The organism is Cellulosimicrobium cellulans, assembly GCF_006539945.1.
GTDB classification, from domain to species: domain Bacteria; phylum Actinomycetota; class Actinomycetes; order Actinomycetales; family Cellulomonadaceae; genus Cellulosimicrobium; species Cellulosimicrobium cellulans.
In genome coordinates this window covers 21,984-43,059 of record NZ_BJNZ01000001.1, presented here as the reverse complement: position 1 = coordinate 43,059, position 21,076 = coordinate 21,984, and the positions used below count along the sequence as shown (strand labels likewise).

General features: G+C 71.4%; 13 protein-coding genes. 4 read left to right on the top strand and 9 right to left on the bottom strand.

Translation table 11 applies throughout. From position 1 onward, the window contains the following. Window positions 1-170: 170 nt before the first annotated feature. Window positions 171-6,839, bottom strand: a complete 6,669-nt coding sequence (locus CCE02nite_RS00145; RefSeq protein WP_170227151.1) for a DUF11 domain-containing protein — start codon at window positions 6,837-6,839, stop codon at window positions 171-173. 527 nt (window positions 6,840-7,366) lie between these two features. Here CCE02nite_RS00145 and CCE02nite_RS00140 point away from each other — a divergent pair. Then, complete coding sequence (locus CCE02nite_RS00140; protein WP_141387022.1) at window positions 7,367-7,702, top strand: hypothetical protein; 336 nt, start codon at window positions 7,367-7,369, stop codon at window positions 7,700-7,702. A gap of 9 nt (window positions 7,703-7,711) precedes the next feature. On the opposite strand, the gene CCE02nite_RS00135 is transcribed toward CCE02nite_RS00140, so the two are convergent. Continuing rightward, window positions 7,712-8,080, bottom strand: a complete 369-nt coding sequence (locus tag CCE02nite_RS00135) for a hypothetical protein (protein ID WP_141387020.1) — start codon at window positions 8,078-8,080, stop codon at window positions 7,712-7,714. A 126-nt stretch (window positions 8,081-8,206) separates the two neighbouring features. Continuing rightward, window positions 8,207-9,313 (bottom strand): DUF4434 domain-containing protein, encoded by a 1,107-nt coding sequence (locus tag CCE02nite_RS00130; protein ID WP_141387018.1) that lies wholly within the window; start codon window positions 9,311-9,313, stop codon window positions 8,207-8,209. 580 nt (window positions 9,314-9,893) lie between these two features. Here CCE02nite_RS00130 and CCE02nite_RS00125 point away from each other — a divergent pair. From CCE02nite_RS00125 to CCE02nite_RS00115, 3 genes are read left to right on the top strand one after another with little or no spacing between them, the layout of a single operon-like run. Next, complete coding sequence (locus CCE02nite_RS00125; protein ID WP_141387016.1) at window positions 9,894-10,580, top strand: response regulator transcription factor; 687 nt, start codon at window positions 9,894-9,896, stop codon at window positions 10,578-10,580. Beyond that, window positions 10,577-11,773, top strand: coding sequence for a sensor histidine kinase (locus CCE02nite_RS00120; protein WP_141387014.1), 1,197 nt, complete (start codon window positions 10,577-10,579; stop codon window positions 11,771-11,773). Before CCE02nite_RS00125 ends, CCE02nite_RS00120 begins: the two co-directional genes overlap by 4 nt. Further along, on the top strand, window positions 11,773-12,762 hold the full coding sequence (locus CCE02nite_RS00115) for a DUF8320 family protein (RefSeq protein WP_503826120.1): 990 nt from the start codon (window positions 11,773-11,775) through the stop codon (window positions 12,760-12,762). The genes CCE02nite_RS00120 and CCE02nite_RS00115 overlap by 1 nt, the downstream gene beginning before the upstream one ends. Window positions 12,763-12,776: 14 nt before the next feature. Here CCE02nite_RS00115 and CCE02nite_RS00110 read toward each other — a convergent pair whose 3' ends face one another. Genes CCE02nite_RS00110 through xrtS form a run of 6 tightly spaced genes read right to left on the bottom strand, consistent with a single transcriptional unit; the run spans window position 12,777 to window position 21,034 of the window. Next, on the bottom strand, window positions 12,777-13,649 hold the full coding sequence (locus tag CCE02nite_RS00110; protein ID WP_141387010.1) for a VOC family protein: 873 nt from the start codon (window positions 13,647-13,649) through the stop codon (window positions 12,777-12,779). Then, window positions 13,646-15,673: an ATP-binding protein gene (locus tag CCE02nite_RS00105; RefSeq protein WP_141387008.1), complete on the bottom strand. Its 2,028-nt coding sequence runs from the start codon at window positions 15,671-15,673 to the stop codon at window positions 13,646-13,648. The genes CCE02nite_RS00110 and CCE02nite_RS00105 overlap by 4 nt, the downstream gene beginning before the upstream one ends. Window positions 15,674-15,730: 57 nt before the next feature. Then, window positions 15,731-18,121: an SGNH/GDSL hydrolase family protein gene (locus tag CCE02nite_RS00100; RefSeq protein ID WP_170227150.1), complete on the bottom strand. Its 2,391-nt coding sequence runs from the start codon at window positions 18,119-18,121 to the stop codon at window positions 15,731-15,733. A 4-nt stretch (window positions 18,122-18,125) separates the two neighbouring features. Next, window positions 18,126-19,370, bottom strand: coding sequence for a non-hydrolyzing UDP-N-acetylglucosamine 2-epimerase (gene wecB, locus CCE02nite_RS00095; protein ID WP_255318539.1), 1,245 nt, complete (start codon window positions 19,368-19,370; stop codon window positions 18,126-18,128). 57 nt (window positions 19,371-19,427) lie between these two features. After that, window positions 19,428-20,543, bottom strand: a complete 1,116-nt coding sequence (locus tag CCE02nite_RS00090) for an acyltransferase family protein (RefSeq protein WP_141387002.1) — start codon at window positions 20,541-20,543, stop codon at window positions 19,428-19,430. Then, window positions 20,540-21,034 (bottom strand): exosortase S, encoded by a 495-nt coding sequence (xrtS, locus tag CCE02nite_RS00085; protein WP_170227149.1) that lies wholly within the window; start codon window positions 21,032-21,034, stop codon window positions 20,540-20,542. The genes CCE02nite_RS00090 and xrtS overlap by 4 nt, the downstream gene beginning before the upstream one ends. Window positions 21,035-21,076: the final 42 nt, after the last annotated feature.

The window sequence follows — 21,076 nt, the reverse complement described above, 5'->3', positions numbered from 1 at the left end:
ACAGGTCCGTCCTCACTCTGACGCGCGCGTGCTCTGCTTCTCGCGACCTGGCGAACGGCGCAGCGCGGACCCGGCGTGACGGGCCCGCTGACCATGCGCCCGATCCTCGGCAGCACGACGCCCTCGGCCCGGACCGTGGCGAGTCCGGGCCGAGAGCGGTGGTTCGCTCGTCACCTGACGGGGAGCACACCTGTTCCACGGTGCACGCCGCGTCGGCGCACGCCGAGCAGCAGCGCGATCCCCAGCAGCAGGAGCAGCGACCCGGCCCCCACGATCCCGACGAGCGCCGAGCCGGTGTGGGCGAGGCCCTTCGACGGAGGATCGGGTACGACCGGAGCCGGCGGCTGCGTCGGGTTCTGCGTGCAGAGCGGGTTCTCGGCGACACACTCCGAGGCCGGTGTCGTGCCCGTCGGGACGAGGAAGTTCACCAGCTGGTGGTCGCCCTGGTCCGGATGCGGTCGCACGCGGACCTGGTACGTGGCGGTCGCCGTCTCCCCGGGCTCCACGGTTCCCGTCACGAGCAGCGCATCCGCAGTCGGCCCCGACACGTCGAGCCCGCCCGTGGTGGTCACGTTCCCGACCCAGTCCGCGTCGTCGAGCACGCCCGCGAGGTGGTCGGTGAAGTCCACCCCGACCGCCCCTTGCCCGGTGTTCTCGAACGCGAGCGTGTAGGTGAGGACCTGTCCCTCCCGAACCGTCGTGCCGGACTCGGGCGACACGCTCTTCGACGGCGCGATCTCACCCACGAGGTTCGTCGTGCAGTCAGACATGTCGACCGCTGCCAGCGCCTCGACCAGCTCCCCCGCGCCGGGTTCGCACACCGGCTCGGTCGGGGTCTCCTCGCCGGGCCGGAGGAGGAAGTTCGCGATGACGTCGTCCCCGCGCTCGCCCGCGGGCCGCACGAGCACCTCGTACGTCACGGTGACGACCTGGCCCGGTTCGAGCGACCCGGTGATCGAGATCCGGTTCGCGTCTCGCGTCACGACGAGCGCCGTGTCCGACGCCGCGGGCTCGACGGTCAGGTCCGCGTCGTCGAGCACGTGGGTCAGGTCGTCGACCCGGTCGACGGAACCCGGTGCCTGACCCACGTTCGCGAAGGTGAGCGTGTAGACGAGGCGTCGTCCCGCGACGACCGGTGTCCCGGACACGGGGTCGACCGACTTCCCTGCGACGATCTCCGGGACGGGGTGCTCGGTGCACCTCGGGTCGCCTGCCTCGCAGGTCGCGGGTGGTTCCTCTCCCTGTCCCAGGAGCACGTTGCCCAACCGGTTGTCCCCCCGAGCACCGTCCGGCCGGACGGTCACGGTGTAGGAGACCGTCACCGTCTGGCCGGCGGCGAGCGTTCCGGTCACGGCGATCGTGCCGTCGGTCCCGCTGCTGACGGTCAGCGCCGGGTCCGACGACTGCGGTGAGACCGTGAGGTCCGCGTCGTCGAGCACGTCCGACAGGTCGTCGACGTGATCGACCGGACCGGCTGCCGAGCCCGTGTTCGCGAAGGTGAGGGTGTAGGTGACGTCCTGGTCTGGCAGGACCGTCGTCCCCGAGGCCGGGTCGGAGGACTTCGCTGCCCCGACGTTCGGGAGCGGGGTGACCGTGCAGGTCGCGTCACCGTCCACGCACGTGGAAGGCGGCTCGTCGCCGGTGCTGACGAGGAAGTTGTCCGCGGAGTCGTTGCCTCGGTTCGCCTCGTCGTTGACCTCGACCTGGTAGGTCACGGTGACGGTCTGGCCGGCAGCCAGCTCACCGGTCACCCGGAACGACCCGTCGACCACGTCGGAGGCGACCAGGGCGTCGTCCGACGCGAAGGGAGGAGTGATCATCGTCGTGTCGTCGAGGACGTCGTCGAGGATGTCCGTGCTGTCGACCGCGACCGGCCCCTGGCCCTGGTTGTCGAACGTCAGCGTGTACGTCAGGACCGTCCCCTCGACCACGGGGTCGGAGGAGGCCGAGACCGCCTTCCCGACGGCGAGCTGCCCGACGGGCGTGAGCGTGCAGTCCGGGCGTTCCGCGTCGCTCGGCTGGCACACCGGGTCCACCGGCGGCGCCTCGCCCGGGACGAGCAGGAAGTTGGCCGCCAGGTCGTCACCGCGCTCACCGTCACCACGCACCGTCACCTGGTACGACACCGTGAACGTCTCCCCCGCAGGAACCGGCCCCGCGATCGTCACGACCGCACCGTCGCGCACCACCGACAGGTCGTCCGAACCCGGCTCGACCGTCACGTCCACGTCGTCGAGCACGTGCGTCAGGTCGTCCACATGATCGACCTGACCGACACCCCGACCCACGTTCTCGAAGAACAACGTGTACGTCAGCACCGTCCCCGCCACCACCGGCGTCACATCGGGCTCCACCGACTTCCACGCCCGGACCTCCCACACCGGGTTCTGCGTACACGTCGGGTCATCCGCGACACACTCCTGCGGCGGCTCCTCGCCCGTGGGGACCAGGAAGTTCCCCAGCAGGTTGTCCCCCCGCTCACCGTCAGGCAGAACCGTGACCGCGTACGTCACCGTCACCGACTGTCCGGCCCCGAGAACACCCGTCACCCTGATCGTCTCGTCCGAGCCGAGCTCAGCAGTCAGCGCACCATCCGAAGCCACGGGCAGCGCCGTCACCTGCGCGTCGTCCAGAACCTCACCGAGCAGGTCCGTGTAGTCCACCGACCCCGCGCCCTCCCCCGAGTTCGTGAAGGTCAACGTGTACGTCAGCACCTCACCCGCACCGACCGACGTCCCCGGCTCCGGGTCCACCCCCTTCGACGCCTCGATGAACGGCAGCGGGGTCGACGTGCACTGCGCATCACCAGCCACGCACTCAGCAGGCGGAACACCTTCCGGGTCCACCAGGAAGTTCGTCGCACGATGATCGCCACGCTCACCCTGCGGCCGCACCACCACCGTGTACGTCACCGTCACCGTCTGACCACCAGCCAGACTGCCCGTCACCGAGAACACACCGTCCACGACGTCCGAGACGCTCAACGCACCGTCGGACGCCACCGGCAGATCCACGAGATCGGCATCGTCCAGGACACCGCTCAGATCATCGACCTTGCTGACCTCCACAGGCCCCGGACCGGGATTCACGAACGTCAACGTGTACGTCAGCTCCGTGCCCTCCTCCACCGGATCGGACGACGCCTCGACCGACTTCGACGTCACCAACGACCCGATCGGCGTCACCGTGCAGTCCGGCAGCTGCGCATCCTCAGGCTCGCACACCGGATCCACCGGCGGCGCCTCGCCCGGGACGAGCAGGAAGTTCGCCGCCAGGTCGTCACCACGCTCACCATCGGCACGCACCGTCACCTGGTACGACACCGTGAACGTCTCCCCCGCAGGAACCGGCCCCGCGATCGTGATGACCGCACCGTCGCGCACCACCGACAGGTCGTCCGAACCCGGCTCGACCGTCACGTCCGCGTCGTCGAGCACGTGCGTCAGGTCGTCCACATGATCGACCTGACCGACACCCCGACCCACGTTCTCGAAGAACAACGTGTACGTCAGCACCGTCCCCGCCACCACCGGCGTCACATCGGGCTCCACCGACTTCCAGGACACGAGCTGCGCCACGGGGTGCTCGGTGCAGGAGACGGTGTCGTCCTCGCACTGCGGGTCGGTCGTGCCCGTCGGAGCCAGGACGTTGCCGAGCAGGTTGTCCCCCCGCTCACCGTCAGGGTCCACCGACACCGTGTAGCTCACCGTGACGGACTGCCCCGGCGCGAGCGAGCCCGTGACGGTGAACGACCCGTCGGTCACGGCCGAGGCCACGAGCGCGCCGTCCGAGGACGTGGGAGCGGTGACGAGCGTGGCGTCGTCGAGCACGTCCGCCAGGTCGTCGGTGTGGTCGACCGGACCGGTCGCCTCCCCCTCGTTCGCGAACGTGAGGGTGTAGGTGACCTCGTCACCTGCCTGCACCGTGGTCCCAGGCGCGGGATCGGACGACTTCGACGCCACGATCAGCGGGATCGGGGTGCTGGTGCATCCCGCGTCGCCCTCGGCGCACTCCGCCGGGGGCGTACCGCCCGGCGGGACGAGGAAGTTGTCCGCGCGGTTGTCGCCCCGCTCGGTGTCGGGCCGGACGGTCACCTGGTAGGTGACGGTCGCCGTGGCACCGGGCGCGAGCTCGCCGCCGATGGCGAACTGCTCGGCCGCGACGCCGCTCACCGTGACCGACGGCGTGTCCGACTCCGGGTCGCCGGTGAGCTCGGCGTCGTCGAGCACACCCGAGAGGACGTCCTCGCGCGCGACGGGTGCCGTCACGGTGCCGGTGCTCTCGATCGTCACCGTGTACGTGAGGACCGTGCCGGCGCGTACGGGGTCGTCGGACGCAGCCACCGACTTCGTGTAGACCACGGCGGCGATCGGCGTGCTCGTGCAGTCCGGGAGGTCCGGGTCGGCAGGGTCGCAGTCCGGCGTCGACGGCGGGGTCTGGTCGGGCCCGAGCAGGAAGTTCACCGCCGTGTCGTCTCCCCGCTCACCGTCCGGGCGGACCGTGACGACGTAGCTCACGGCGGCGGTCTGCCCCGGGGCGACGGAGCCCGTGATCGCGATCTCGTCACCGGTTCGGATCGCGGCGAGCCCGACGCCGGCCACCGGCTCCTGCGTCACGTCGGCGTCGTCCGCCACGAACGTGAGGTCGTCCACCGCATCGACGTCGGCCGGCGCCGCGCCGAGGTTCTCGAAGAACAGCGTGTAGGTGATCGTCGAACCGGCGACGACCGGGTCCGAGGAGGCCTCGGCCTCCTTCCACCGGCGGAGGTTCGAACCAGGCACGACCACCGTCGCGCACGGGGGGGTTCCTGGGGAGATCGACGCCGGTAGGCAGGCCAGGTTCTCCAGCACGTGGTCACCGCCCGCCGTGTAGGTGAGCGTGTAGGAGACCGTCGCCGACTCTCCGGCCGCGAGCGGCCCTTCCCACGAGATCACGGGAGACGTGAAGCCCGCAGTCCCCGACGAGGCGACGATGCTCGACTCGTCCAGGTCTGCGTCGTCGAGCACGTCGCTCAGGTCGTCGTCCATCCTCGCGGGCGCGGAGACCGTCGTGTCGCCGGGCCCGACGTTCGTCACGGTCACCGTGTACGTGACGGTGCTGCCGACCGCGGGGAGCGTCGACGTGCTCGCCGTCTTCGCGATCGTCAGGCGAGGCAGCTCGAGCCTCGTCTCCGCGCACGGCACCCCCGTGCCGGGGTCGATGCCTCCCACCGGCGGACTGCACGGCGGCGTCGGTCCGTTGCCGCGGAAGGCGACGTTGCGGACCAGGCCGTCACCGGCACCCGTGAGCGTCACGGAGTAGGTCAGGACGACCGAGGCTCCCTGGGCCAAGGGACCCGACCAGGACAGCCGTGGGCTGGCGAACGACGGCGTGGCGCCGACGCTCGCGGTCGCGTCGCCGTTGTACGTGGCGTCGTCCAGGACTCCGGTCAGGTCGTCGGTGACGACGGCGGGGTTCGCGGCCGTGTAGGGCGCATCACCCGTGTTCGTGGCGGTGACGGTGTACGTCACGACGTCGCCGATCCGCGAGTCCTCGGTCGCGTTCGACGACTTCGTGATGCTCAGCGCCGGGGACGTCGGGCACGTCGTCGCGTCGTCGACGTTGTTGAAGGAGTTGGGGTCGCTCTCGTTCGCGAGAACGGTGGCGGTGTTCACGACGCACGCGGTCGCACCGGGCGGCATGGTGGCCACGATCTGGATCGTCGTCGACCCCCCCGGCGGCAGACTCGCGCCCGTGCAGGTGACGACGTTGAAGCCCACGGTGCACCCTGGGGTGGGCGAGGACACCCCCGTGAGCGAGAACGGGACGGCGTCCCTCAGCGTGAACCCGCTGGACGTCCCCGGCCCGTTGTTCGTGACCGTCAGCGTGTACGTGAACGTACCCCCTGGCGCGACCTCGGCGGGGCCCGTCTTCACGACCGCGAGGTCTGTGGGCATGCCCGGTGACGCGGTGCCGTCGTTGTTGGCGCTCGACGGCCCCGTCTGCCGGCTGACGATCTCGAAGGTCGGGCTTGCCGACGTGGGGTTGTTGATGCGCACCTGCGTGACGACGCCGGTCGCGTTGTCGGACAAGCCGACGTTCCCGTTCCCGTAGACCCATTGGGCACCGAACGCCCCGCTCAACCCGAGGTACGCCGTGTCGAACGCCGAGGTCTGGCCGGTCGTCGGGTTGATGCGGTAGACGACCGTACCTTCGAGGAACGCCCAGACGAACCCGTCCTTGAAGATGATGTCCGACGTGTTGGGGACGGGCTGGGACAGCGGGATCGGCGTCGCCACCAGCGTCGTGACGTTGACGGCGTACAACCGCGACATGACGGCGTCGGACGTGTCCGGCAGCGATGCGCGGACGAAGAGGGTGTCTGCCGACGCGCCCGCCCCGAACGTGCCGGCGTTCCAGTACTGGATTCCGGGGAGCGTGGGGAGCCCGCTGACGGTGCCGAGCACCGTGACGACGCCACCTTGTCCGACCCGGACCAGGTTGTTCTTCGACGCGACAGGGGTCCGCTGCATCCCGTAGATGTAGTTGTCGGACACCCGGTAGCCGATCCCGTTGTACCCGATGCCCGACGTCGGGCCGTCGGGCACGAACGTCACCGAGCCGGCACCCTGGATCGCGGTGTACATGCCGGTCGGGTCGTTCTGCGCCACGAACACGCGGGCCGGGTCCACGGGGAACGGGTCACCGGGCGCGGCGACCGCGCTGGGCACCGTCCAGGGCAGGAGCACGGACGAGACGACGAGCGCCGTCGCCGCGGCGGCGAACCGCCTCCACGCCGCGCGGCGACGCGCGGACACGCGGCGCGGACTCTTCGTCCCTGACGTTCGGCCGGTCCTCATCAATCGCTCCCTGTCGGCTGGGTCGTGCGTTCCCGGTTCACCGCTGTGCGTGCGCGCCTCGTCCACCAGACGTTCCGGCTCCGGCATCGGCTCCGACGCTACGGAGCCATCTCCCGGGCGACACCCGAGACCCCCTATTTCTAGGGGGATGAAGTTGTGGGCGAGAACCACACGCAAAGGAGAAAAGGTCCATGCCGTCCGGCGCGGCACCACGAGGTCGATCGCTGTGCGGCGGTGTGCGTCACCGTGGGTCGGGCGCCGTGTCCAGGCAGTGCGTGAGAGCAGACACCACGACCCGCCACGCCCCTCCGTCGCTGCCGCCCTGGCCCGAGCGGGTCGCGCGCCACGACCGTCGGCGACGAGCCCACCTGGTCGTCGGCGTCCTCGCGTCGGTCTCAACGGTCCTTCTCGCCATCGTCTGGCCCGTCGGCCCGGTGGCCTGAGCCCGGGGAGCCGCCCGCCGGGCGCACTCGCGTCGCCGAGACCGGTCCCGAGGAGGTGACGGGCACGGCAGACGCCAGGAAGCCGTGCTCGAGACGAGCGATCCGCGCCTCCAGCCGACCGAGCTCGGCGTTCAGCTGCGCGCGGTAGGCGCCCTCGGCCGGCGGGTGCACCTGCATCCCGATGACCTGCCCGCCGACCCGGATCGCGCTCTCGAACCCCTCGAGCTGACGCCGCGCGAGCTCTGCGTCACCTCGAAGGACGGTGAGACGCGCGTCGCGAGCCTCGCGGACGGCCGCGGCAGGGGGCAGCTCTCTGCGGCGGTCGTGCATGGTGTCGAGAGTGAGGTCGGGCACGGGGCTCCCATCGGACGCCGAGAAGACTGTGTCGACTCCCAGGACCCCGGTCCCGGCCCCGGATGACGGCGGGGATCAGTCACGGAGCGCTACGCAGCTCTCGGCGCCGGAGAGCGTCTCCGCGGCCGACTGGAAGGCCAGCGCCGACCACACGTCGATCACGTACTCGTCACCCCACCCGAGCAGGGCGAGCTCCAGGTCGCCGATCACCGCGGCCGCGCCGGCCCACCACGGCCCGCTCCGCGCTTCCGAGCGAGCGAGGCCGTCCACGAAGACCCAGACCAGCGCCCGTCGGAGCTCCTGGTCCGTCTCGGCGCTGTGCAGCGCGGTGGACATCGAGTCGACGACGCTCATCACGCCTCGCGAGTACGACTCCGACTCGTCACCGTGCCGACGACGTGCTCGCAGGACGTAGGCCGCCGTGGCCTGCCGCAGGGTCCTCATCGGTCGTCGGGTCCTGGGCCGTCCGCGCCGGCCGTCGTCAAGCACGCTCACACCCGACAGGACCGTGCCACAGGACATCGATGACGCGAGGCACCGAGCGGAGCGGAGACCGAACGTGCTGCGCTCTCACTCGCCGGCGCAGTACGCGCGGTAGACGCGGTAGCTCTCGGCGCGGATCTCGCCGTGCCGGACCGTGAGGTCGGGATCGAGGTAGGACGTGAAGGTGAACTGCGACAACCGGATTCCCGTGCCCCCGATGGCCCGCATGTACTCCTGCAGCCGCGACGGCGTGATCGGCGACCCGCCGTCCTCGCCCGGCCCTGGCGTGTACATCACCGCCCAGACCTCGGCGCCGTAGCCTCTCGCCTGCACCTCGGCCGCGCGGAGCGCGGACGCGACGGTCGTCGGCGACCACGCCGTCATCTTGTAGCCGTCCTGGAAGTTCCAGACGTCCACCCCCGCCTCGCGCATGACGGGTTCGAGCTCCCGGACGAACGTCGCTGCGCTCTTGCCGTCGAGGATCGCCGTCGGCATCGACGGGGAGGACATGACGGGTAGCGCGGGGTAGCGCTGATGAAGGTGGTCGGTCATGCCCCCGATCCAGCGCCCGTGAGTCACGGCCACGGTCGGGTTCGTGACGGTCTTGTAGTTGGGCTCGATCGGCAGGTACCACCCGTCGATCGACTCACCGAACTGCCGGTAGAGGTCGTCTGCGACGGCGAGCGTGTCCCGGGCGAGTCCGCCGAGGAGAACCGGGTCGGTCAACGACTCGCGCGTGGAGAAGACGCCGGGCGCGACCAGCAGACCCATCCACAGCTCGACGTCGGCACGCGCGGCCGCGTCGACGAGGACGGGCACCGAGCGGTTGAAGAGTCGAAGACCCAGGCTCGGGTCCGCCGGGTAGGCGGTGACCGTGCTCGCGGCGCCGCGATACGCCGACCACTGCAAGATCACTCCACCCACTCCGACCTGCTTGCCCGCTTCGAGCATCTCCACCACCTGGTCGACGTCCTTGCCGTTCAACCAATAGGGATCGACGAAGGCATGGGTGAAGCCGGGGTTGGCCGGGCACGCGTCGATCGGGACGTCGCTGACCGACCGGCTCTGGGCCGCATGTCCCGGCGCGGGATGCACCACCGCGTTCGACAGCGCCGCCACGAGGACGACGAGGGCGACACCTCCCGCACGGGTACGACGGCGGCCGGCGTCTCGGGGCGTTCTGACTGCACTCATGACAACCTCCCCACGCGGTGACCGGAGGGCATGAATTCCCCGGACGCGGCCACCGCCTCGGCCTCAGGATGCACCTGTTCCCGCTATTCGGCGCGCAATGTTACGCACGTGGAACTATTCTTCGAGAATGCATTCTCGGCGGAAATTGTCGGACACCCGTCCAACTCGAAGGTGCCCGATCTCCGCGCTACTCTCCAGCGCTCGCGACCGCACGAGCGAGGCAGGACGCCCTGCCATCCCTCTCGCCCCAGGTGACCTGCCCCGGCGTCGCGGCCCGCCTGCATCCCGTGACGCACCTCGACCTCGCACGTCAGGACACGTGCCGAGCGAGACGACCGTCGGGCTCGACGAGACGCCCTCCGGTTGCCCCCCCGCGCACCCGCGACGGGAGCCCCACCGGCTCCCTCGGTCCGAGACGGCAGCGCCCTGACCGAGCAGCCGCGCACGGACCTTGCGGTCCCGGGTGTCGCACCCCTGGAAACGGGGGCACGAATTCCTCTCTTCTGGAACACTTCATGTGACGTGCCGGCGTGACTGTTCTGGGGGCCTGGTGCTCGTGGCCCCGACGAGAGGAGCGTGGATGGCCGTGAAGGAACCTCCCGCCCGCCCTGCAGACGCTGCTGGACACTGGCGCGGCGCTCGGCTCGGGATCATCGACGACCACGCGGCCATGAGGATCGGCGTGGCGGCGCTCTTCGCCCAGACCCCCGACATCCGGGTCGTCGCCGGCGCGAGCGGAGCTCGCGCGCTGCTCAACGCGACGGACGACCTCGACCTCGTCCTGCTCGATCTTCGTCTGGCCGACGGGTCGACCCCGAACCAGAACGTCCGGTTGCTCACGTCGGCCCGGATCGGAGCACTCGCGTACACCTCCGGTGACGACCCGGCCCTCGTCCGCGAAGCCGCCCGTGCCGACGTCGTCGGCATGATCCGCAAGTCGGAACCTGCCGAGGTCCTCGTCGAGGCCGTACGGACCGCCCTCCGCGGCGAGGTCGTCGCCTCGACCGACTGGGCGGCCGCCCTCGACGGTGACGACGCCATTCCCGAGGCCGGGCTCACGTCGCGCGAGTCGCAGGTCCTCGAGCTCTACGCCTCGGGCGAGAAGGCTGACCGCGTCGCGCACATCCTCGGCATCTCGCGCGAGACCGTGCTGGATCACATCCGCAAGATCCGGGTGAAGTACGCCTCCGTCGACCGGCCCGCCAAGACGAAGGTCGACTTGTACCGACGAGCGATCGAGGACGGCATCATCGGGCCACTCCCATGAGCACGCGGCCACGCACCGAGCGGCTCTGGGGTCGCGACACGAGTCCGTCCGAGCACGTCGACCGCCAGCTCGGCTGGCTCATGGCTCTCGGTGGCGCCACTCTCGTCCTCGTCGCGCTCTCTCATGCGCGTGAGGGCTGGGCGCTCATGGCGCCGTGGTGGAACGCGTCGGCCGTCGCACTCGTCGCCCTCTGCCTGGTCCCCGCCGTCCTCGGCGACGTCCTGCCGTTCCCCGCGCTGCGCGTCCTGTGGACGCTCACCCCACCCGTCTACCTCCTTCTCCTCGTCACCTGGGCCGCGGCGACGTCTCCCGCTGCGGCCGGGCAGCTCCCCTGGATCTGGGAGGTCGAGGCGTACGCCGCGACCGTCGTGCTCCTCGTCGCGCCGTGGCAGGTGGCTTCCGGGATGGCGCTCCTCACCCCGCTCGTGGTGCCCGCCACGCTGTGGCTCGCGGACCTCCCCGTCACGACGTCGACGTGGGCGCAGGTAGCGACTCACGTCGGCAACGTGGCCTTCGTCGCCATCTTCGTCGCGATCAGGACTCAGCTGAGCCGTCTCGCCGCGGCCGAGGCCGCCGCCGCCGAGCAGGAACGGCAGCGCATCGAGGCAGTCGTGGCCGCCGCCGAGCACCGGAGGACGGCCACGATCGTGCACGACGAGATCCTGGCGACCCTCGCCCTCGCCGGACGCTCCGACCCGACGACCGCGCCGTCACTCGTCGCGCAGGCCGCCCGCGCCCGACGTGTGCTCGACCTGGAGACTCGTCTCGAGCACGTCGAGGCCGGCCCAGTCGGGGTACGAAGGCTCGCCGAGGAGATCACCGGCCGGGTCCACGAGATCGTCCCTGCCGCACGGCTCCACGTCGAGGTCGGCACGGGCTCGGTCCCACAGGACGTGGCTGAGGCGGTGCTCGCCGCGACGGGTGAGGCGCTGCGCAACACGAGGCGACACGCCCGCGACCCTGAGTCCGGTGATCCTCGAGCCGTCGACGTCACCGCCCGTCTCGACGCGCAGTCCGTCGGCGTCGAGATCCGCGACCACGGGCCAGGGTTCGACCCGCGCACCGTGCCCGTGCAGAGGCTCGGCATCCGGCACAGCATCGTCGGGCGCATGCAGGAGCTGGCCAACGGTTCCGCACTGATCCGGTCGGCACCGTCCGAGGGCACGTGTGTGACTCTCCGGTGGCGCGCGTGATGCCCCCGCCGACGCCGACCCGAACGGCGGGCGCTGCCTCCGGCCTCGGGACACGCGCTGCGCGAGCGACCCTGGTCATCGTCTGGGCGACCGGCGTCGTGCGCGTCGCGCTGGACTGGCGCGACCATGGCGAGTGGCAGTCCGTCGTCGCACTCGCGGTCGTCCTCGTCGGCTCGCTCGTCCTCACGACGCCGGGCGACGACGACCTGCCCGTCGTGCGCGCCTCGATCGTCGCCGCCGTACCGGTGGTGAACGCCGTCCTGCTGCTCCCCACGCTTCCTGCGGAGCTCGACGAGACCTGGCTGCTCGACATCGGCGCCTACCTCGCGGCACTCCTGATGGTGCGAGGATCCGTCGCTCTCGGGTGGATCGGGGGTGGCGCTCTGCTGCTGGGGCTGCTCACCTGGATCGTCGTGCACCGACCCGACGCCACCGATGCGTTCGAGCTGGTCGTCCAGCCGGCGATCGCGCTCGCCATCGGCACGGTGTGGCGTCGTCTTCTCCTCCGGTCAACGTCCCGCATCACCGCCTACCGTGCGGCACAGCTGCGCGCACAGCTGCAGGCCGAGGTGACGCGGGACGCGACAGCCCGCAGCCGGACGCGCCTGGTGGCCGTCCAGGAGCGGGCGGCTCCCCTGCTTCACGACATCGTCGAGTCCGGCGGTCTCTCACCTGACGGTCGAGCGCGAGCGCGCGAGGTCGAGGCGGGGCTTCGCGACGAGCTCCGGGCACCGACGTTGGCCGTGGCGCCCGTCGCTCGGGCGGTCGCGCTGGCGCGACGCCGCGGGGTCGACGTCCTCCTGCTCGACGACCGCGGGCGCGACGCGGCCCCGGTGGACTCGCGCATCCTGAGCGAGGTCGCGACCCTCGTCGGGGCCCTCCGTCGCGGGCGCGCGACGGTCAGGGCGCTCCCTCCGGGGCGGCGACACGCCGTGACGGTCGTCGTCGACGACGGAGACCGGACCGAGCGCCACGTGTTCGACGACTGATCCCCGCGACCCCCTCACCACGGGAACGTCGGGTCCGTGCCCATCGCGGCCGAGGCACCCGGGGTCGGCGCGTGCGTGCCGGCCCCGCCCAACGCCACGGCACCTGGCGACGAGGGCACGGCGGGCCGGTGCACGCTCTCGTCGACGACGCCGAACACCTCGCCCCAAGGACTCTTCACGATACCCATGCGACCGAAGACACCGTCGGTGACGGGAGTGAGCACCGTCGAGCCGAGGTCGACGGCGCGGTCGACGGCACGGTCCGCGTCAGCGGCGTTCAGCCAGGGGAGCCAGTACGCCGGTACGGACTCAGGAAGCGCGGTGTTGAGCTGGATGCCGCCGATGAGCTCACCGCCGTCCAGCGCGTGGAACATGCTGTAGGGCGTTCGAGGGCTGTCGACCGCGAGGTATGTGTAGTGGAAGAGCCTGCTGTAGAACTGGAGCGCGGGTTCGTAGCTTCGTGTGTGCAGGTCGCTCCAGGCGAGCGCGCGGCGCCGGCCGGGGATGGAGCTCAGCACCCCACGACCAGGGTCTCGCAACGCGAGCGCTGCCCCGTTCGGATCGAGCGCATGGACGAACTCCGCGGAGTGCCCCGACCGGACCGGCCCGACGTAGCCCCCCGCGTCCCGGATGATCTGCACCGCCGCTGCCAGGTCCGTGACCTCGAAATGCGTCGTCCACCCCTCCGACTCGTCGATGTCCATCGGTCCGATGCGGACGTGGTCGACGGGGCACGTCGCCGTCACCCCTGCCGGGCCCGACGTCACCTCGAACCGCCAGCCGAAGAGGCTCGCGTAGTACGCGGCGGCAGCCTCCGGATCGGTCGTCGCCAGAGTGAGCCAGCGCGGCGAGCCGGCCGTCCGGCGCACTCTTCTCGTCGTGGTCATGATGTGCTCCCGTCCGTGAGGTCCGTCCGGCGGACCGCTGTGCGGTTCTGGTCCTGGTCGTCGCCGAGAGGCACGACCGCGCGCTGCCCGTAGAGGGTGACGACACCGGGGCGCGCGGCGCTCTCGTCGAACTGGTGCCACGGTCCCGCGACGTCCCGCAACGAGAGCGTGCCTGCGTGGGCTTGGTCGAGAACCTCGGGGGGCAGGAGGGTCGTGACCACGGTCCCCTCCCCCACGCTCGGTCTCTCGATCGTGGTGCGGGCACCCGTCCGTTCACCGAGACGGCCGACGACGAGCAGCCCGAGCTTGCCGAGATCGATCATGGCGTCGTCCGGCCCGGCGATCCGGGCGCGGGCCTTCTCCAGCGCGGCACCGTCGAAGCCGATGCCGTGGTCCCGCACGCGGACGACCACGCAGGCGCCGTCCGTGGCCACCCGCACCTCGACGCGAGTGGAGGGCTGGGAGTACGTCGTCGCGTTGTCCAGCACCTCAGCGAAGAGGTGGATGAGGTCACCCGCCATCCGTCCTTGCACGAACGGCTCGCACGACGCGACGATGTCGACCCGTGCGTACTGCTCGACCTGGGACGCCGCTGACCGGAGGACGTCGACCAGGCCCATCGGGGGGGCCGACCGCCGGGTCGTCCTCGCCCCGGCGATGACCAGCAGCGAGTCGCAGCTCCGGCGGAGCTGGGTCGCGAGGTGGTCGAGCCGGAACAGGCGGGAGAGCACCACGGGATCTTCCTCGTAGCGCTCGAACTCGTCGAGCAGGGCGAGCTGACGCTGGACGAGGCTCGACTCACGCTGCGCGACGGTGCAGAGCGCCTCCTTCAACGACGCGCGACGTCTCGCCTGGGCGGTCGCCATCTCGACGGTGGTCGTCACCAGCTCGTCGATCCGACGCGAGACACGACCGACCTCGTCGTCGCCTGTCGCCGGAGACGTCTGCTGGCCGGCGTCGACCACGGTCCGGCCCTCTTCGATCCACCGCAACCGCATCGGCAACGCGGCAACGCTCTCCTCCGTCCGAGCCGCGAGCTCCTCCAGCGGCCGGATCACACTTCGCGCGAGGGTCGGTGCTGCCACCGCGAGTCCTGTGACGGTCACCAGCGCGATCAGCCCGGCGGCCACGACGGTCGTCAGGGAGGCCCTGGTCGCAGCACGGGCGGCCTCAGCCGATCGGTCCGCCAGGTGGTCCTGAGCCTCGCGGAGACCGGCTGCGTAGGCGCCGTACCCTGCTGGACCTCCGTCCTCCGACGGGACGAGCGCGGGGATCGCCGGCGGTTCGGAGACGTCCTGCACGGCCTGCTCCGCCGCACGGGCGCTCCTGAGCGCGGCGGTCCGGGACGCGGCATCCGCGAGCAGGTCCGGCGCGCCCGAGGCCGCGCCCGCCCGTGCGAGCAGGTCCCAGGTCGACGCGTCGACGGCGAGCACGTTCACGGCGGAGAGCGCATCCAGCTCACGAGCCAGTGCGCGGTCGGTGAGACCTCGAGCGAGGAGAGCGGGGAGCGTCGCGACCTCGTGGCGCATGCGCGCGTACGCGGTCGCGAGCTCTGCCGCGCCGGCGTCCCCGTGTGCAGCCCTCTCCCGGAGGTCGAGCCGCTCCGGGCCGTTTCGCGCGATCAGCCCTTCGGCGTGCTGCGCGACGTCCTCGGGGAGCGTGTCCGCCAGGGGCCGCATGTCGTTCAGCAGAGCCGCGAGCGCGGTGTCGGTCTCGTGCTGCGCCCGCTCGGCCGTCGGCCCGGGGAGCTCGAGGACGGCCCGCGACTCCCGCTCGAGGGCGACGTCGAACGCCACGAGCCGTGGCGCGATCGACACCATGTGCTCCGCCGCCCGAGACTGCTCGTGCTCCGAAGCCCGGTCCTTGATGATCCAGCCCGCGCCGCAGGCGACGACGAGTACGGGGATCCACAGCGCGACGAGCAGTCGTGCACGGAGCGAACCCCGGCGCCGACGGCTCGGCGGGTGGACCGGCGAGCGGCCCTGGCTGCCGTCGCCCACGGTGCGAACGGCGGGGCGCCTCATTGTCCTCACGTCGTCCAGGACCCGTCGCCGCCCCGACGATGACGTCGCGTCCGCACCTCAGTCCTCCGTGCTCTGGAACTGCGCGAGCTGACGCTCCAGCCACGGCACCAGGAACTCCATGCCGTCGTCCGCGAGGTGGACGTCGTCCTCCAGGTAGATGCCCTGCCCGTCCTCCGTCTCGCTGCGGCACGACGTCCCGTCCGGGCACAGGGCTGCGTGCAGGTCGAGGAGGAGGACGCCCGATGTCTCGGCGGCATAGGTCTCCATGACGTCGTTGAACGCCCGCATCTGGTCGGGGTCCGAGATGATCCCGTTGGTCGGCCGGTCCGTCATGAGCACGATCTGCGCGTGGGGCGCGCTCGCGGCCACCCAGCCGACGAGCTGGTCCAGGTGCGCCCGGTAGCGGTCGGCCCACTCGCGGTCACGTGGCTCGAGCCAGCGGTCCCCCAGCAGCTGCTCGGCCGCGTCCCACGACGTGTGGACGACCACGAGGTCCGGCTGATGGGACTCGATGAGCCTCGGGTACGACGTTCGCCACGACGCGCACCGCGCCTGGTCCGTCCACTCGTACCCGCTCGACGCCCGGACCTTCCCGTCGGGCTCGAAGATCCCGCACCCGCCGACGCCTCCGTCGACGACCGCGAACGAGCCGGTGCCGTGCTCCACGAGCATCGTCGCGACGTCGTTGGCCAGGGAGTCGCCCAGGGTCAGGACGACGGGACGCCCTCCCGCATGCCCCGGCTCGAGCGTGAAGTCGCGATCCGCGTCCGTGACGAGCACATCGGTCGAGCTGAGCTGCGCGTCCTTCACCCCCGGGCCGTAGACGCCCGCGACCAGCACGACGGCGCAGGCGATGCCGAGGGCGGGGACCGCCCGCGACACCCGCCAGGGCGCGAGCCGGAGGCGCTCGGTCAGACCGTGGTGCAGCACGAGCGCCACGAGCCAGGTCACCCCGCCCCCGACGACGAAGAGTCCCAGAGGCTCGATGCCGCGCCCCGACGCGATGAGGAACCAGTACACCGGAAGGTGCAGGAGGTAGACCGTGTACGAGACCCGCCCGAACGAGGTGAACGCCCGTGCCGCGAAGAAGCGGGAGAGCATGTTCGCCTCGGAGCAGAGCGATGCCGTGAAGACCGCTGCGGCCAGTGCGACGGCGGCGATCCCGCCCTGGTAGAGCCAGGGTTCGTGGTAGGAGGTCGTCAGGACCGAGGCGGCGAGCACCGCCGCGAGGCTGACGACGCTCACGGTCGTCACCCCGAACCGGGCAGCCGCCGTGGGCTCGCCCCGCACGCCGCTCTCGATCCGCCGCGCGGTCCTCGCGTAGACGACTGCGGCCATGAGCGCTCCGGCGACGAAGCCGACGGCACGGGTCTCCGTCCCGAGGTAGAGACGGTCGCTGTTGCTCCCGTCCCACATCAGCGGCGCCACCGCGGCGCTCGCCAGAGCGAGGCCGATCAGGGCGACCACGACCGCCCGAGGCCGTCGGCGGCACACGAACCACAGCCCGAGCAGCACGAACGGCCAGACCACGTAGAACTGCTCGGTGATCGACAAGGACCACATGTGCGCCAGGGGGCTGATCTGGCCCGCCTGGTCCCAGTACGCGTCGCCGGACGTGAGCTGGCGCCAGTTCGCGATCTGGAGCACCGAGAAGACCGCCTTGTCGGCGGCCGCCCGGAGCTCCTGGGGCGTTCCCCAGATCCACACGAGCAGGAGCACGACGGCGAGCGTGACCAGCAGACCGGGAACGAGCCGCTTGACACGCTTGGCGAAGAACGAGCCGAGATCGATCCGACCCGTCCGACCGAGCTCGCGCAACAGCAGCAGCGTGATGAGGAAGCCGGAGATGACGAAGAAGACGTCGACACCGAAGAGTCCTCGCGGCGACCAGTTCGTGTGGTAGAGCAGGACGGACGCGATCGCGATCCCCCTGAGGCCGTCCACAGCGGGGAAGAACCACGGTGAGGGACCCTGGGGCGCAGGACGCTCGACGGAGCGCGCCTCGTCCGCCGTCGGCGGACCGGCGGGAGCGGACGCGACGGGCACGACGGGCACGACCGGAGGCACGACGGCCTGCGGGGCAGCTCGGGGCTCGTCGGGGACGAACTGCAGGACCGGAGGTGCCGGAGCGACGGTCGACGTCGGGTGCCACACGGGCCCGGACGACGGGACGGCCGTCTCGGACGGGCTCGGTCGTCGCGTCGGCACCGCGACCTCGTCCGGGCGGGCGAAGCCGCTGTCGCCGGGTTCCGCGTGCGCGGTGGGCAGGGCGACCAGCTCTCCCTGCCCACGGCGTGGCCCCGTCTCGTGCGCCCTCTGTCGCTCTCGGTGCAGCCGCCGCTCGCGACGCGTCATCAGCGGCTGACGCGACGGGGCGCCACCGTCCGAGGCGTCGTGGTCCGGCTCGCCGGTCGGGAGCGCGACGACGATCGGGTGGTCTCCCGTCACGGGCCTACGCCCCCGTCCGAACGTCCGCGTCCGCCCGCGCGACGGAGGGCTCCGCGCGCATCTGAACGGCTGCCTCGACGTCGCCCGTGAACTCCGGGAGCCGGCCACCGAGCCCCAGCAGGTTCGCCACGGCGGCGGCGACGCGGATCGACGCCTTCCCGTCCCCGAACGGGCTCCCCGCCGTCGCCATGGACTGGTGGTGCACCTCATCGCGCAGGAGCCGGTCGAGCGAGTCGACGATGCGTCGTGGGTCCGTCCCGACGAGCTCTGCTGCGCCCGTCGCGATGGCCTCGGGGCGCTCCGTGGTGTCTCTCGTCACGAGGACGGGGACGTCGAGCGCCGGTGCCTCCTCCTGGATGCCGCCGGAGTCGGTGACCACGACGCGCGCCCTGGAGAGCAGGTGGGCGAAGGGCCCGTACGACAGCGGTTCGAGGATCCGCACGTTGTCGAGCCCGGCGAGCGGAGGAAGAAGGAGCTCCCGCACCCGGGGGTTCAGGTGCACCGGGACCACGACGAGGACGTCTGGCCGGCTCCGGGCCACCTGGCCGAGCGCCGAGCCGATCGCGCCGATGCCGCCGTCCCACGACTCGCGGCGGTGTGCCGTGGCGACGACGATCGGGCGGCCGGACTCCATCGCGGCGTCGACGACGGCGTCTCCTGTGGGGCGGGCCCGGCCCGCCGCCTCGATCAACGCGTCGATGACGGTGTTCCCGGTGGTCACGACCGACTCGGGCGCGATCCCCTCGCCATGGAGCTGAGCCGCCGCGACGCTGGTGGGCGCGCAGTGCAACGCGGTGATCGCGCTGACGAGGCGTCGGTTTCCCTCCTCGGGGAACGGTGAGTACAGGTTCCCGGTACGAAGACCGGCCTCGACGTGCACCACGGGCACCTTGGCGTGGTACCCGGCGAGCGCGCCCGCGAACGCGGTGCTGGTGTCCCCCTGGACGAGCACCGCACGGACGTCGTGCTCGCGCATGATCCGGCCGACGCCGCTCAGCGCACCGGCGACGATCTGGTCGAGCGAGGCTCCGGGCTGGAAGAGATCGAGATCATGCTCCGGCGCGATGCCGAAGAGCTGGTTGACGGGATCCAGCATGTGGCGGTGCTGTCCGGTGACGATGACGCGTGGTCGCACGGCGCCCTGCGCCTGCAGGGCGTGCACGACCGGTGCCATCTTGATCGCCTCGGGCCGCGTTCCGTAGACGACCGCGACCTCGGGGGTCCTGTGAGTGGGGTGGTGAAGTGTCACTGTTCCGCGTGCCTTTCGGGGGTTCAGGGGAGAGACGCCGACCTCGGGCGCAGGGCGTCACCCGCGCCAGCGCCGCCGAGACGGCACCGGGAAGAGGTCGATGTCGATGGAGAGCCACTGGAGCAGTGGCCGGTGAACCGCGAACCAGACCGCAGTCCCGAGCACCCAGGGGGCGACGACGAGGAGTGCGGTCGCGCTCCACCCGCTCACGGCACCGGAGGACGACAACGCGAGCGCGAGCGCGACCGACAGGGCGTTGTGCGTCAGGAAGACCGGGAGGGAGAGGTTCGCGGCGAAGCGCAGCCCCTGGTGCGGCGCGTGCGAGTCCGGCAGCGCGAACGACGCCGCGACGACGATCACGACGGCCCCGAGCACGAGCGCCGTCCAGATGGTCCCGCTCCCGAGCGCCGCGGCGGCGACGGCCGCGCACAGGTAGACCGCGGCCCGGGAACGGCTCATGGCACCCGACGCGTACGCCCAGAACGCCACGCCGATCACCCAGCCGTACAGGTGCTCACCCCCCGTGGCGAGCCAGAGGCGCCCGGTGAGCTCGTCCCACGCGGCCGGTCCACCGGCCGTCCGGCCGGCGACCCAGGGCGTGATCAGGAGCAGGACGAGCAGCAGGTCCAGGGCATGCTGCGACCTGCGCACCGCAGGCCACAGGAGAGCGGCACCCATCAGGGCGAGCAGCTGGGCGCCGAGCAACCAGTAGGACACGTCCACCCAGGGCGTCGCGACGAGGCGCGGCACCAGGATCAGGTTGTCGATGACGTCGGGGACCGAGAGGTGCTCCGCGGACACGCTCATCGGGAGCGGCTGGAGGGCGCCGACGACGAGCACCACGAGGACGAGCACCCAGTACGTCGGCATCACGCGGGTCGCCCACCGCAGGAGGGCACCGCCGCGACCGTGCCGGCGCACCGCCCGGCAGATCAGCGCGGCTGACGCCGCGAAGAACAGGGGGACGCCGGCGCCCGTCGATCCGTGCGCGAACGGCACCGGACCGAGGCCGGGGAACTGCGCGCGATCCACGCCGCCGCTGGCGTCGTCCATGATCACCACGACCAGCGCGAGGAGCGTGAGGAGCGGCCAGGCGAGGTGGTCGTCCGCCGTCCGGACGACGCGCTCACCTCGTCGTGACGACCGGCGGCGCGTGCTCGTCGTCGAGCTCATGGTGTCGGCCTGCCTACCGTCCGTACGAGCACGGCGAAGGCGACCACGAAGCACGCGATGACGAAGAGCGAGCCGACCAGGTGGTGCGTGACGTCGAACCCGTCACCGCCCCACGAGTGGTAGGCGTAGGCGATCATGACGAAGCGCGCGAGGTTCGCGGCCACCGCGATCAGGCTCGACACCGCGAGCCCACGCACGACGTTCCGCGCGGAGAAGCGCCGGAACGGAGCGACGACCGCCGCCGTGAGGAGCAGCGGTGCGAGGAGCACGACGGTCGAGCACATGAACGAGATCTGGATGCCGAGCCCGCCCGGACCTCCCGCGGCGAAGACGACCACGTCCGCGACCGAGTCGGACGTCCCGGGGACGACGAGTCCGATCGCGAGCGCGACGATCCGTGCCTCCACGGTGCGCACGAGCTCGTGGGCGGCCAGGAGGAAGACGGTCGCGGCGATCAGCGCGATCGTCAGCGCGAGGCGGGGAGCGGTCACCAGGGCACGAGCGCCCCGGTGGGAAGCGACGGGGGGAAGGGC